The sequence below is a fragment of the Devosia sp. SL43 genome (genome assembly GCF_021729885.1).
Classification (GTDB): domain Bacteria; phylum Pseudomonadota; class Alphaproteobacteria; order Rhizobiales; family Devosiaceae; genus Devosia.
The window spans coordinates 744,796-758,413 of record NZ_CP063401.1; the positions used below are offsets into that span (position 1 = coordinate 744,796).

The 13,618-nt window shown below is 60.4% G+C and carries 15 protein-coding genes and 3 tRNA genes; 8 read left to right on the forward strand and 10 right to left on the reverse strand.

Features of this window, described 5'->3' with window-relative positions; all coding sequences use genetic code 11:
• Position 1: 1 nt before the first annotated feature.
• From rpoB to secE, 7 genes are all read right to left on the reverse strand, one after another.
• Complete coding sequence (rpoB, locus tag IM737_RS03705) at positions 2-4,144, reverse strand: DNA-directed RNA polymerase subunit beta (protein WP_236898433.1); 4,143 nt, start codon at positions 4,142-4,144, stop codon at positions 2-4.
• A gap of 354 nt (positions 4,145-4,498) precedes the next feature.
• The gene (gene rplL / locus IM737_RS03710) at positions 4,499-4,870 is read right to left on the reverse strand and encodes a 50S ribosomal protein L7/L12 (protein WP_236898434.1); all 372 of its coding nucleotides are present in this window, start codon (positions 4,868-4,870) and stop codon (positions 4,499-4,501) included.
• A gap of 59 nt (positions 4,871-4,929) precedes the next feature.
• Complete coding sequence (rplJ, locus tag IM737_RS03715; protein WP_236898435.1) at positions 4,930-5,451, reverse strand: 50S ribosomal protein L10; 522 nt, start codon at positions 5,449-5,451, stop codon at positions 4,930-4,932.
• 307 nt (positions 5,452-5,758) lie between these two features.
• Positions 5,759-6,451, reverse strand: a complete 693-nt coding sequence (gene rplA / locus IM737_RS03720) for a 50S ribosomal protein L1 (protein WP_236898437.1) — start codon at positions 6,449-6,451, stop codon at positions 5,759-5,761.
• A 4-nt stretch (positions 6,452-6,455) separates the two neighbouring features.
• Positions 6,456-6,884: a 50S ribosomal protein L11 gene (rplK, locus tag IM737_RS03725; RefSeq protein ID WP_236898439.1), complete on the reverse strand. Its 429-nt coding sequence runs from the start codon at positions 6,882-6,884 to the stop codon at positions 6,456-6,458.
• A 147-nt stretch (positions 6,885-7,031) separates the two neighbouring features.
• Positions 7,032-7,562, reverse strand: coding sequence for a transcription termination/antitermination protein NusG (gene nusG / locus IM737_RS03730; protein ID WP_108459080.1), 531 nt, complete (start codon positions 7,560-7,562; stop codon positions 7,032-7,034).
• A 38-nt stretch (positions 7,563-7,600) separates the two neighbouring features.
• Complete coding sequence (secE, locus tag IM737_RS03735) at positions 7,601-7,801, reverse strand: preprotein translocase subunit SecE (protein WP_236899852.1); 201 nt, start codon at positions 7,799-7,801, stop codon at positions 7,601-7,603.
• A gap of 249 nt (positions 7,802-8,050) precedes the next feature.
• Here secE and IM737_RS03740 point away from each other — a divergent pair, with 249 nt between their 5' ends.
• Together IM737_RS03740 and IM737_RS03745 are read left to right on the forward strand one after the other, a co-directional pair.
• Positions 8,051-8,326, forward strand: a complete 276-nt coding sequence (locus IM737_RS03740) for a hypothetical protein (RefSeq protein ID WP_236898441.1) — start codon at positions 8,051-8,053, stop codon at positions 8,324-8,326.
• Between the two features lie 69 nt (positions 8,327-8,395).
• Entirely contained in the window at positions 8,396-9,247 is an 852-nt protein-coding gene (locus IM737_RS03745; RefSeq protein ID WP_236898443.1) for an NAD-dependent epimerase/dehydratase family protein, read from the forward strand.
• Between the two features lie 60 nt (positions 9,248-9,307).
• Here the strand turns inward: IM737_RS03745 and IM737_RS03750 are convergent.
• Together IM737_RS03750 and IM737_RS03755 are read right to left on the reverse strand one after the other, a co-directional pair.
• Positions 9,308-9,383, reverse strand: a tRNA-Trp gene (locus tag IM737_RS03750).
• A gap of 55 nt (positions 9,384-9,438) precedes the next feature.
• Positions 9,439-9,831, reverse strand: coding sequence for an MAPEG family protein (locus tag IM737_RS03755; protein WP_236898444.1), 393 nt, complete (start codon positions 9,829-9,831; stop codon positions 9,439-9,441).
• A gap of 188 nt (positions 9,832-10,019) precedes the next feature.
• Here IM737_RS03755 and IM737_RS03760 point away from each other — a divergent pair, with 188 nt between their 5' ends.
• From IM737_RS03760 to IM737_RS03775, 4 genes are all read left to right on the forward strand, one after another.
• Positions 10,020-10,610 (forward strand): HupE/UreJ family protein, encoded by a 591-nt coding sequence (locus tag IM737_RS03760; RefSeq protein WP_442874169.1) that lies wholly within the window; start codon positions 10,020-10,022, stop codon positions 10,608-10,610.
• 113 nt (positions 10,611-10,723) lie between these two features.
• Positions 10,724-10,797 (forward strand) — tRNA-Gly (locus IM737_RS03765).
• 38 nt (positions 10,798-10,835) lie between these two features.
• Positions 10,836-11,690: a sugar phosphate isomerase/epimerase family protein gene (locus IM737_RS03770; RefSeq protein ID WP_236898445.1), complete on the forward strand. Its 855-nt coding sequence runs from the start codon at positions 10,836-10,838 to the stop codon at positions 11,688-11,690.
• Positions 11,691-11,862: 172 nt separating this feature from the next.
• Positions 11,863-11,947: transfer RNA gene (locus IM737_RS03775), tRNA-Tyr, on the forward strand.
• Positions 11,948-12,065: 118 nt separating this feature from the next.
• Here IM737_RS03775 and IM737_RS03780 read toward each other — a convergent pair.
• Complete coding sequence (locus IM737_RS03780; protein ID WP_236898446.1) at positions 12,066-12,341, reverse strand: PilZ domain-containing protein; 276 nt, start codon at positions 12,339-12,341, stop codon at positions 12,066-12,068.
• A 131-nt stretch (positions 12,342-12,472) separates the two neighbouring features.
• Between IM737_RS03780 and rlmB the strand changes: the two genes are divergently transcribed.
• Together rlmB and IM737_RS03790 are read left to right on the forward strand one after the other, a co-directional pair.
• Positions 12,473-13,228 (forward strand): 23S rRNA (guanosine(2251)-2'-O)-methyltransferase RlmB, encoded by a 756-nt coding sequence (rlmB, locus tag IM737_RS03785; protein WP_236898447.1) that lies wholly within the window; start codon positions 12,473-12,475, stop codon positions 13,226-13,228.
• Positions 13,225-13,614, forward strand: a complete 390-nt coding sequence (locus tag IM737_RS03790) for a hypothetical protein (protein WP_236898448.1) — start codon at positions 13,225-13,227, stop codon at positions 13,612-13,614. Before rlmB ends, IM737_RS03790 begins: the two co-directional genes overlap by 4 nt.
• Positions 13,615-13,618: the final 4 nt, after the last annotated feature.

A 13,618-nucleotide genomic window follows, 5' to 3' on the forward strand; every position in this document is an offset into this window, starting at 1 on the left:
ATTATTCCGCCGCTTCCTGAGGAGGTGCGAGCTCCGCTTCGGCCTTGGACGAACCGTCCTCGAGGTCCCGCATGTCGAGTTCGACATTGAGACCGAGCGAACGGATTTCCTTGACCAGAACGTTGAAGCTCTCTGGGATGCCCGGCTCGAACGTATCGTCGCCGCGCACGATGGACTCGTAGACCTTGGTACGGCCAGCCACGTCGTCCGACTTGATGGTAAGCATTTCCTGGAGCGTATAAGCAGCGCCATAGGCTTCCAGAGCCCACACTTCCATCTCGCCGAAGCGCTGACCGCCGAACTGGGCCTTGCCGCCCAGCGGCTGCTGGGTGACCAGCGAGTACGGGCCGATCGAGCGGGCGTGGATCTTGTTGTCCACAAGGTGGTCGAGCTTGAGCATATAGATATACCCAACCGTCACCTGACGATCGAACTGCTCGCCCGAACGGCCGTCATAGACGGTCGACTGGCCAGAAGCCTTGAGGCCCGCGCGTTCCAGCATGACGACAATGTCGGCTTCCTTGGCGCCGTCGAACACCGGGGTCGCGATCGACACGCCCTTGGACAGGTGTTCGCCGAGGCGGACAAGGCCGTCATCGTCGAGATCGGTAACCGACTCGTCACCAGCAAACAGCTCGCCAATTTCCTTGCGGAGCGGCTTGAGGTTGCCATCGCGCTGGTAGATGCGGACCATCTCGTCGATCTTCTTGCCCATGCCGGCGCAAGCCCAGCCCAGGTGAGTCTCGAGAATCTGGCCCACATTCATGCGGGACGGCACGCCCAGCGGGTTCAGCACGATGTCGACCGACGTACCGTCTTCCAGGTACGGCATGTCTTCCACGGGAACGATGCGCGAAACCACGCCCTTGTTACCGTGACGGCCGGCCATCTTGTCGCCCGGCTGGATCTTGCGCTTGGTAGCGATGAAGACCTTGACCATCTTCATCACGCCCGGCGGAAGTTCGTCACCGCGCTGCAGCTTGTCCACCTTGTCGATGAAGCGCTGCTCGAGCAGACGACGGCTCTCTTCATACTGAGCATGAAGCGCTTCCATCTCGGTCATGACCTTGTCGTCATCGACCGCGAACTGCCACCACTTCGAACGGGGCTGAGCCTCGAACATCTGGTCGTTGAGCTTGGTGCCCACGACATAGCCCTTCGGGCCAGCCGTAGCGGCCTTGCCGAACAGCATCTCTTTGAGACGCGCATAGACGTTACGGTCGAGGATCGACTGTTCGTCATCACGGTCCTTGGCCAGACGCTCGATTTCCTCGCGCTCGATAGCCATGGCGCGCTCGTCCTTGTCGATGCCGTGGCGATTGAACACGCGCACTTCAACGACAGTACCAGCATCGCCCGGCGGCACGCGCAGGGAGGTGTCACGAACGTCAGAGGCCTTCTCGCCGAAGATGGCGCGGAGGAGCTTTTCTTCCGGCGTCATCGGCGATTCACCCTTAGGGGTGATCTTGCCGACTAGGATATCGCCCGGTGCGACTTCGGCACCGATATGAACGATACCGGCTTCGTCGAGGTTCTTCAGCGCTTCTTCCGAAACGTTCGGAATGTCGCGGGTGATTTCCTCAGGACCAAGCTTGGTGTCGCGGGCCATCACTTCATATTCCTCGATATGGATCGAGGTGAAGACGTCGTTCATGGCGATCTTTTCAGACAGCAGGATCGAGTCTTCGAAGTTGTAGCCATTCCAGGGCATGAACGCGACGAGCACGTTGCGGCCCAGAGCCAGGTCACCCAGCTCGGTCGACGGACCGTCGGCGATGATGTCGCCCTGGTTGACGTGATCGCCAACCACAACCAGCGGACGCTGGTTGATGCAGGTCGACTGGTTCGACCGCTGGAACTTCATCAGGTTGTAGATGTCCACGCCCGAACGCGACGCATCCGTTTCTTCCGTTGCGCGGATAACGATACGGGTGGCGTCCACCTGGTCGACGATGCCCTTGCGCTTGGCCACGATAGCGGCGCCCGAGTCACGAGCCACAACAGCTTCCATGCCGGTACCGACAAACGGCGCATGAGCGCGCAGCAGCGGCACAGCCTGACGCTGCATGTTCGAGCCCATCAGAGCACGGTTGGCGTCGTCGTTCTCAAGGAACGGGATCAGCGAAGCGGCAACCGACACCATCTGCTTGGGCGAAACGTCCATCAGATCGACGTTTTCCTTGGGCGTCAGGCCGTTGTCGCCGGCATGGCGAGCCACAACCAGGTCGTGCATCAGCGTGCCGTCCTTGTTGAACTCCACGTTGGCCTGGGCGACGTAGTGCTTGGCCTCTTCCATGGCGGAGAGGTAGACCACATCGGTGGTCAGCACGCCGTCCACGATCTTGCGGTACGGGGTCTCGATGAAACCGTACTTGTTGACACGAGCAAAGGTCGACAGCGAGTTGATCAGACCGATATTCGGGCCTTCCGGCGTCTCGATCGGGCAGATACGGCCGTAGTGCGTAGGATGCACGTCGCGGACTTCGAAGCCCGCACGCTCGCGCGTAAGACCACCCGGCCCAAGCGCAGACAGACGACGCTTGTGGGTGATTTCCGAGAGCGGATTGGTCTGATCCATGAACTGGCTGAGCTGCGACGAGCCGAAGAATTCGCGCACAGCGGCAGCAGCCGGCTTGGCGTTGATCAGGTCCTGCGGCATCACGGTGTCGATTTCGACCGACGACATACGCTCCTTGATGGCGCGTTCCATGCGGAGCAGGCCAAGGCGATAGGAGTTTTCCATCAGTTCGCCGACGGAGCGAACACGACGGTTGCCGAGGTTGTCGATGTCGTCGATTTCGCCACGGCCATCGCGGAGGTCGACGAGGGTGCGGACGACCTCGACGATGTCTTCCTTGCGCAGGGTGCGCATGGTGTCCGGCGCATCGAGCTCGAGGCGCATGTTCATCTTGACGCGACCGACCGCAGACAGGTCATAGCGCTCGCTGTCGAAGAACAGCGACTGGAACATGGCTTCGGCGGTATCGACGGTCGGCGGCTCGCCGGGGCGCATGACGCGGTAGATGTCGAACAGCGCGTCTTCACGCGACTCGTTCTTGTCCACAGCCAGCGTGTTGCGGATATAGCCACCGATCGAGATGTGATCGATGTCGAGGATCGGCAGTTCGTCGAAGCCCAGATCCATCATCTTGGTCAGGGTCTTTTCGTCGAGCTCGTCGCCTGCCTCCATATAGACCTCGCCGGTCTTGAGGTTGATCAGGTCCTCGGCGACATACATGCCATAGAGGTCTTCATTGACCGCCAGCAGGTGCGTCAGGCCGTCTTCGGCCAGCTTCTTGGCCTGGCGAGCCGACAGCTTCTTGCCGGCTTCATGCACGACCTTGCCGGTCTTGGCATCGATCAGGTCATGGCTCGGCTTGGCATTCTTCATCTTCTCGGCGTCGTACGGCTTCTGCCAGCCGGTCGCCGTCTTCTCAAAGGTGAGGGTGTTGTAATAGGTCGCGAGGATCTCTTCGGTATCCATGCCGAGGGCCTTGAGCAGGCTCGTGACCGGGATCTTGCGGCGACGGTCGATACGGGCGAACACCACGTCCTTGGCATCGAACTCGATATCGAGCCACGAGCCGCGGTACGGAATGATACGGCCGGCAAACAGCAGCTTGCCCGACGAATGGGTCTTGCCCTTGTCGTGATCGAAGAACACGCCCGGCGAACGATGCATCTGCGAAACGATGACGCGCTCGGTGCCGTTGACGATAAAGGTGCCGTTCGACGTCATGAAGGGCATGTCGCCCATATAGACGTCCTGCTCCTTGATGTCCTTGACGGAGCGGGCGCCGGTTTCTTCGTCCACTTCGAACACGATCAGGCGAAGCGTCACCTTGAGCGGGGCAGCGAACGTGATGTCGCGCGCACGGCACTCTTCGATGTCATACTTGGGCTGCTCGAACTCGTACTTCACGAATTCGAGAGAAGCAGTGTTGGAAAAGTCGGTGATCGGGAAAACCGAACGGAAGACGGACTGAAGCCCTTCATCGGGACGGCCACCCTTGGGCTCGTCAACGAGGAGGAACTGATCATAGGAGGCCTTCTGGACCTCGATCAGGTTGGGCATCTCCGTGACTTCGCGAATGGAACCGAAGGACTTGCGTACCTTGCGGCGGCCGTTGAACGTGGTAGCCATGAAAGCTCCTGTTTCTTTGCGATTTGTCTCGGAGGCAGATATCCAAAAATCCGACTATCAGCCGTCGGGTCTCGGGATATTTGCCCTTTTATAGGCAGTAACAACTCAGGCTCGGCGATGCCTGTGAACCTCCCAGAACCAAGGGAAGGCGGGCCAGAAAACGTCAAACACCCCATGGTCAAACAACCATAGGGCTCAGGAACGTCAGCGTGCCTCAGACATCGAAATCGTCATATATTCCGCAAATTGCCGCCATGGACCCATCCAATCGGTCCGGCGAATCGTCTCGTGAAAACGAAACAGCGAAATGGCACATAAAGCGCCATTTCGCAAAGTTCAAGACCTAAGTCGAAATTACTTGAGTTCGACCTTGGCGCCGGCAGCTTCCAGCTTTGCCTTGATGTCAGCGGATTCGGCCTTGTTGGCACCTTCCTTGACAGCCTTGGGAGCAGCTTCGACCAGTGCCTTGGCTTCGCCGAGGCCCAGACCGGTGATGGCGCGGACTTCCTTGATGACGTTGATCTTGTTTTCGCCGAACGAAACAAGGATCACGTCAAATTCGGTCTTTTCTTCAGCCGGAGCAGCAGCAGCGGCAGCAGGGCCGGCAGCAGCAACAGGAGCAGCGGCGGAAACGCCCCACTTCTCTTCCAGCATCTTCGACAGTTCGGAAGCTTCCAGAACGGTCAGGGCAGACAGGTCGTCTACGATCTTGGCGAGATCAGCCATTTGATAAATCTCTCTCTTAAGGTGTTCAGTTCAAACCGGCTCCAAATGGAGCCATGGGGTTACGCTGCTTCGTTGCTCTTTTCCGCGTGAGCGGCCAACACGCGCGCAATACCACCGGCCGGCGCCACGATGACCGACGCGATACGGGTCGCGGGCTGCTTGAGCATCCCGGCGAGCGTTGCGCGCAGTTCGTTGAGCGAAGGCATGGTCGCCAGCGCCTTGACGTTATTTGCGTCAAGAGCGGTCTTGCCCATGGCGCCACCAAGAACGACGTACTTCGCGTTCTTGTCGGCGAATTTCTGCGCGATCTTGGGCGCAGTCATGGGGTCGGCCGCATAAGCGATGACGATCGGCCCGGTAAACAGGGCCGAAATGTCCGCGTGATCGGTTTCTTTAAGAGCAAGCTTGGCAAGACGGTTCTTTGCGATCTTCACGAAGCCACCGGCACCCTTCACCTCACGGCGAAGCGATTCCAGATTGGCGACGGTCAGACCGGCATTCTGCGCGAGGACGATCGATCCAGCGCCCGAGAGGGCTGACTGAAGCGATGCGACAAGCTCACGCTTTTCCGCTCTTTCCACTGCTAGTCTCCACATTGAGCCCGACAATAGTCAGTCGGGCCATTGCCAATTGCTGCCCCCTACTCTCCGGAGAAAGGAGAGGAGCAACGGTTACATGCCTGTCAACCGTGCTGCCCGAGGGCAACTGGCCTGGTTCGAACCGCGATCACCCTGCCCTTTCGGACAGGAAAATTTCGGTCTTCACCCCATCTATGCTGGCGTCGGTGGACATTAAGCTGAACCAGATCGATCAGCACCGGCAGTCTCGGACAGGACTTTACCCTCCTTGCGGAAGGCAATCCGGGCGGCTTGCGGCCGCCCGAAATTCTTAGAAAGCCGAAGCCGGCTCCACGTGCACGCCCGGGCCCATGGTCGAAGACACGGCAACGCGCTTCACGTAGGTGCCCTTGGCGCCAGCAGGCTTGGACTTCTGCACGGCGTCGGTGAACGCCTTGATGTTCTGCAGCAGGGCTTCTTCCGAGAAGGAAACCTTGCCAACACCAGCATGCAGGATACCGGCCTTCTCGACGCGGTACTCCACGGCGCCGCCCTTGGCAGCCTTGACGGCACCAGCAACGTCGGGGGTAACCGTACCGACCTTGGGGTTCGGCATCAGGTTGCGCGGGCCCAGGATCTTACCGAGACGGCCGACCAGCGGCATCATGTCCGGGGTGGCAATGCAGCGATCAAAATCAATCTTGCCAGCCTGGATCTGTTCCATCAGGTCTTCGGCGCCAACGATATCAGCACCGGCCTTGCGGGCCTCATCAGCCTTGGCATCCTTGGCGAACACCGCAACGCGCACGGTCTTGCCAGTGCCGTTGGGCAGGTTCACCACGCCACGGACCATCTGGTCGGCGTGACGCGGATCGACGCCAAGATTGATGGCGATTTCGATGGTTTCGTCGAACTTGGCCGAGGCGCGCGACTTCACCATCTTGATGGCTTCATCGAGCTTGTACAGCTTGTTGCGGTCGATGCCCTCGCGGGCCTTGGTGATCTTCTTACCGACGTGTGCCATTCAATCAGCCCTCGACCTGAATGCCCATGGAACGGGCAGAGCCGGCGATCATCGACACAGCAGCGTCGATATTGTCGGCGTTGAGATCCTTCATCTTCTTCTGCGCGATATCGCGCAGCTGGGCGACCGTGATGGTGCCAGCCGATTCCTTGCCCGGCAGCTTGCTGCCCGACTTGAGGTTGACGGCCTTCTTGATGAAGTAGGTGACCGGCGGCTGCTTCATCTCGAAGGTGAAGCTCTTGTCGGCATAGGCGGTGATCACGACTGGAATGGGCGAACCCTTTTCCATTTCCTGCGTGGCGGCATTGAACGCCTTGCAGAATTCCATGATGTTCAGACCGCGCTGACCCAGTGCTGGGCCGATCGGCGGGGATGGGGTAGCGGAACCGGCCGCCACCTGCAGCTTTACGTAGCCAACGATCTTCTTTGCCAATTTCGTCTCCTATCAATGGCCACTATCGGCCGGTTAGGCGCCAACTAGTTAAAGCTGGCTAGACACCGTGGTCTGAGGTGTAGCTGGCGCTGGCAGTGCACCATCCTCTTCCACAGTCCTTCACTCGGCCGAGACCGAATGTTTTGGTCAGACCTTTTCGACCTGACCGTATTCGAGCTCCACCGGAGTGGGACGCCCGAAAATCGACACTTCCACCTTGAGGCGGGCGCGTTCCTCGTCGACCTCTTCCACCACGCCATTGAAGCTGGCGAAGGGACCGTCCGACACGCGCACATTCTCGCCCACTTCGAACGAGACGGAAGGCTTGGGATGCTCCACGCCTTCCTGCACCTGCTGCAGGATAGCCATGGCTTCCTTTTCCGAGATCGGCATCGGCTTGTTGTCCGAACCGAGGAAACCAGTGACCTTGGGCGTATTCTTGATCAGGTGGAATGCCTCATCGGTCATATCCATCTTGACCAGGACATAGCCCGGGAAAAACTTGCGCTCAGCGTCGACCTTGCGGCCGCGACGGATCTCGACGACCTTTTCGGTCGGCACGATCACGTCTTCAAACAGATGCTCGAGCTTCTTCTGCGCAACCTTCTGGCGAATGTCTTCCGCCACCTTGCGCTCGAAGTTCGAATACGCCTGAACGATATACCAGCGTTTGGCCATGCCGCGTCGCCGCTCCTAATAATCCAGTTCCAGACCGCTTAAGCGCGGATCGACAACATCAACCCGACCAGCCAAGAGATGATCTGGTCCGCCGCCAGAAAGAACAGGCTTGCTGCAACCACCAGCACGAGAACCATGATCGTTGAGATCAGGACTTCGTTCCGGCTTGGCCAGGTAACCTTGGAAACCTCCTGCCGCACTTGCTGCAGGAATGTGATCGGGTTGGTACGGGCCATCAGCGAATCTACTCTTTTGGTGCAAAACCAAAGGCCGCGCAGGAATCCCGCACGGCTGGAATTGGGGTATCTAGAGAAACTCCCGATCAATTGCAACAGCACCTCCAAAATTTGTCGGAGACCCGTTTCGATCACATCTTCGTCTGCGCGTTAACGAAGAGTGCAGAAGACAGTGAATCCCGCTTGATTCGTACTGGACGATGGCATTTGATCCAATTGCGACCAAAAGGTGGCATGGGGAGGCCATTGGCCGTGGGTGGAACGTCATTCGAAGTGAAGGCCTGCGAGGTGCGGTACTACGGTCCGCACGCAACGATCGCGGGGCGCGTCACCGGCATCGTCCGCGTTCACATCGAAGAACGCTTCATGGGTAACCTCACCAAATATCACCTCGACCTCAAGGTGAAGGCCGATGTTGGTCACGTGGCCTCGGCCGAGGTGCGCACCGCCCTGCTCGCGCATGCGGCGCACCAGCTCAACAAGCTCAAGGCGCGTCACCTGGAAAAGCTGCCGGTCGCGGCCGAGTAGCCCCAGGCAAACTTAACCATCGTCAGACCGACTGAATTTGCTAGTCTCTTCCCGTTCTGGGAGGATCACGTGCACGTTCTGGTCACTGGCGCCGCAGGCAATCTTGGTAGCAAGCTCATTTCCCATCTGCAGGACGCCGACTGGTGCTCGGGCATAACCGGCATCGATCCCAAACCGATGGAGAGTGCCGGCAAGCTGCGGGCCATAGTTGGCGACTTGCGCGACCCCACGGACAAGCGATGGACCGCTGTGGTGGGTGAGGCCGACGCCATCGTTCACTTCGCCGCGCAGAACCCCTGGCCCGATTCCAGTTGGCCGGAGGCCGCCCAGAGCATCGACATGACCCTGAACCTGCTCAATCGGGTGGGCGACCGGCCTTGTCGGTTCGTCTTCGCATCGTCCAACCACGTCATGGGCGGTTACAAGGACGTGCCGCTGCCGGCAGGCGAGTTACTCACCGCTGACACCCCGCCTATGCCCGGCACCAGAATGTTCGATGGCAGGCAATATATTACCCCCCAAGCCTATGGCGGCTCCAAACTGATTGGCGAGCGCGCTGTTATGGCCAAAGCCACCGCCAGCAACGGCCAGTTCACCGGCGTCAATATTCGCATTGGCTGGGTGCAGCGCGGCGAAAACCGCCCAGAGACCATCAACGCGAATGGCGGCGGCACCAATCACGGACCGGGCCAGCCGGATGCAGAAGAAGTCGAACGCGCAATGACCTGGTTCCGCGGCATGTGGTTGTCCAACCGCGACTTCGCCCATCTGTTGCAACGGGCACTGCGCGCACCAGCCGACAACTGGCCGAAGCGGGCGATCCTGGTTTCCGGCGTCAGCAACAACAGCGGCACGGCCTGGAGCCACGCAGCAGGGCGCGACTACCTCGACTACCAGCCGATCGACGACGTCACCAAATGATCTTGGAATGCCTGGCAGGGGCTGGGGGACTCGAACCCACGACCCTCGGTTTTGGATGCCTGGCAGGGGCTGGGGGACTCGAACCCACGACCCTCGGTTTTGGAGACCGATGCTCTACCAACTGAGCTAAACCCCTTCAGGCGAGGCCGTGTCTAAAGGCAAAGCCACGGTTTCGCAAGACCCTTCAGCCACTAGCTCCACAGATGGGGCAGCAGCGGGATCGCCATCAACAGATTGCCCACGAGACCGGCGAGAAAGCACAAGGATCGCCAGGGGCTGAACCCGCGCATGTAGCAATAGACGTGGCAAGCCCGGGCCAGAAAGTAGATGGCCGCGCCCGCCAGTGAAAGCCAGCCTTGCTCGCCCAGCACAATGGACAGGATCGCTAGAGTCAGGAAGATCGGCAGCGTTTCCTGCAGGTTCGCCAGGGCACGGCGCGAACGGGCCAGTTCACGGGTCGGCTCGGGCAGGTCGTCGCGCGGCCCCATCTGCGCCTGGGTGCCGACCTGTTCAGTCAGGTAGCGGCCAGGCAATCCGACCTGAATGAGCAGCAGCAGCAAAACAAGAAGTATGATCAGGAGCACGGTGAACGATCCAAAATGAGCGGTGGCGAAGCGCTACCACATTCACAACGCATCGACAGCTCGAATGGATCGCAAGGGTGCGTCGGCATTTACAAATCATCGGCACCGGCCAATAAATGGCGGGCGAGTATGAGAAGCCTCGGCGGACGCCGAACCAACATCGGGGACGGTGCAGTCCCGGAAGGAATATGATGCGTTTCTTGCTGGCCCTGGCCATCCTGCTTGTCGTCCCGACTGCGGCTTTTGCTCATACCGGTGTCGGCCATTCGGCCGGATTTTTCCACGGTTTCGCGCACCCAATCGGCGGCATTGACCACGTTCTGGCGATGGTTGCCGTCGGCGTCTTTGCCTTTGTGCTGGGTGGAAGGGCGCTGTTGCTCGTGCCCCTGAGCTTTGTTGGCATGATGGTCATCGGCTTTGCCCTCGGCATCGCTCAGTTCGAGGTCCCTTTTGTCGAACTCGGTATCGCGCTCTCGAGCGTTGTCATCGGTGCCGCCGCCGCCCTTGGCCGGCCGATGCCGACGGCAGCCGCGATGGGCCTCGTGGGCGTCTTCGCCATCTTTCACGGCCATGCCCATGGCGCTGAAATGCCGGAAGATGCCGGCGGGCTAACTTATGCGCTCGGCTTCATCGCGGCCACCACCCTGCTCCACCTCGCCGGCATCGGCGCAGCACTGGGTGTTTCGCGGATCGTTGGGCGCTACGGCAAGATAGCCGCGCAAGTCGCCGGCGGCGGCTTTGCGCTGGGCGGTGTAGGTATCCTCGCCGGCTGGCTCTAGCCGCTAGAAACAGCGTATTGCCGCTGTACCGCAGCGGCTGACAGATTGATCCAATCTGGGGTTGCAGGCCGAACGCTGCCGGGCTAATGCCTGTGCAGTCGGTCATCGACCGGGCGGGTATAGCTCAGTGGTAGAGCAGCAGCCTTCCAAGCTGAATATGCGGGTTCGATTCCCGCTACCCGCTCCAAAGACTTCCCTTCCCGACAGCAGAGCTTGGAGACGACAATGCAGGTCGGCATCAATCTGCTGTGCCTCAGCGGCTTCATCGAGGCGGACCATCTGCCGATCATCCGCCACCTGAAGGACCTCGGCTACGATGGGGTCGAGATCCCGGTGCTACGCGGTGCTCCGGAACATTACGGCTGGCTGGGTCGCGAACTCGATGCCATCGGCCTGCGGCGCACTTCGACCTCGGTGATTCCATCCAGTCACGCCAATCCGGTCAGCGACGATCCCGACATTCGGGCCGCCGGCCGAAAACATCTCGATTGGGCGCTGGATTGTGCGCTGGCACTGGGCTCGGAAAGCCTGGGCGGTCCGATCCACGCACCGATCGGTCATTTCACTGGGACCGGTCCGACAGCGGACGAGTTGCGCTATGGCGCCGAAGCGCATCACGCCCTGGCGGAACGGGCCAGCGCCAGTGGCGTCTGTCTGAGCATCGAGCCGCTCAACCGCTTCGAAACCTATTTTCTCAACACCATGGCACAGGCACGGGCCTATCTGGACCTGGTGGATCATCCGGCGTGTCGCATTATGTATGATACGTTCCACGCCCATATCGAGGAACAGAGCCAGCCCCGCGCTATAGCGACACTTGGTCCATCTATGGGTGTGCTGCACGTCTCGGAGAACGATCGTGGTATTCCCGGCCGCGGCCAGATCGACTTCGACGCTGTGTTCAGCGCCGTGCGGACAACCGGCTACGACGGCTGGGTGACGCTGGAGGCCTTCGGCGCCGGTTTGCCGGAACTGGCGGCAGCCACCCGTGTCTGGCGACCGCTCTTCCCCGATTTTGAAACACTCTTCGCCGAATCCATCGCCTTTATCCGAGCCAAGTGGGCCGCAGCCAATCCCTGACGGATCGGCGGCGGCATCGGCAAGCAGTTGGCACAACAACCACTTTTGCTAACCTGCCGGGTTTTTTACAGGGCTTTGCCTATGGGGTGTTGACACTCCTGTCACAGACCACCATAAACCGCCCGAACGCGGCGCCCCGGCGCTTCGTGTCCTACCCAAGCGACGTTGTAGTGGAGGGGTGGGAGAGTGGTTAAATCCATCAGACTGTAAATCTGACCGCTTAGCGTACACTGGTTCGAATCCAGTCCCCTCCACCAACGGCCCTTCGGGCACACCCCACATACCAGTGATTGCGGGCTTTTCTCAAAAGCCACGCTACACAGATTTGGCCCCTCGGTCGGGACGATGTGGGCATGCCCCCGCGCCTATCGCGCTTCAGGCTGCGCTGCCCAGAGCCGGCGCGTCAAAGCGCACGCCGGCATAGCGGTCGCGCTTCCAGACTACGGTGCAGGGCTCGATGGAATGACCATAAAGCAGGGTCACCGTGTCCGTGAGTGCCGAGCTGTCAGCCAGCTCCAGCATAGCGCCGCTGCTGGAAAGGTTGATGATGGTCGTCGCAAGCCGCAGCAGCCCGCCACTACCGGCGACGGCCGTGGCATTTAGCTTCGATGTATGACGCCGATGACGGCGTTTTTCCACAAACTGGCTCATGCGTTCAATCTGCCAGACGAATGCATCCGGGCGGTAAAACGCATGTCGACAATTTTAACGAATACCGAGCCTCACGCGCCCTGCCCCCTCGGCCGCTTGCCGCTTTCGTACAAAGGCGCTACGGCTCGCGCATGAGCTTCAACAAATTCCCACCCAAGCCGAAATACGATCCCGATGCCGGGCCGGTCTATCTTTATGGCCTGCACACGGTGCGTGCCGCGCTGGACAACAAGAACCGCATCAAGAAGGTGCTGCTGGCCACGCCGAACGCGCTGATGCGGCTGAAGGAAACCGGCGAGATCGGCAAGGTTCCGGTCAAGGAGATCACACCCAAGGAGCTGGACAAGCTGCTGGGCGATGACGCCGTTCACCAGGGCGCAGCGCTCGAAGTCGATCCAGTAAGCCGGTTTGGACTAGACGATATCAAGCCACTCAGGCTGGTGGTGGTGCTTGACCAGATCACCGATCCGCACAATGTCGGCGCCATCCTGCGCACAGCCTGCGCCTTCGGTGCCGATGCGGTCATCACAACCGCCCGCCACTCGCCGCGCGAGACCGGCGTAATGGCCAAATCGGCCTCCGGCGCACTCGACCTGGTGCCGATGATCGAGGTCCGAAACCTGGGCGATGCGCTGCAGAAGCTCAAGGATCGCGGCATGTTGGTGCTGGGCTTTGACTCCGAATCAGAACATCAGCTCAAGCCGCGCACAGACGATCAACCCCTCGCCATCGTTATGGGCGCCGAGGGCAAGGGCCTGCGCCAGCGCACCCGCGAACTGTGCGACGAGATGGTCAAGCTCGACATGCCGGGTCCGATCAAGTCGCTGAACGTGTCCAATGCCGCCGCCATCGCCCTGTTCGCGGCCACTGCCGGACGGACCGCATGAGCCAGTTCGCGCCCTTCGCCATCGCACTGCGCCTGTCGGGTGTAACCCTCGACCAATATGCCCTCGATGCTGGCCTTAAGCAGCTCTGCAGCCGCTATGAGCCGGAGGATGCCGAGGGCAGCTTCTATGCGCAGGTCGATGTGCCAGTGGCCAACCCCGTGCGGACGCTGCTGGAGCTGGCGGAGCGATCGGGCCCGGCCATCGCGGCGATGCTGGACGACCGCCGCATCGGCAAGGCCGTGCTGGATCTCGCCTTCGACTACCCGGAACACGGCGAAGCCATGTCCGCTCGCCTGCCCGCCCATGTCGCAGCGGCGATTGCAGCCCACGGCATAGACATCGAGATCTCGGTTTATCTCACTGATGTCGAGGACGACGAAGAGTAGCGCC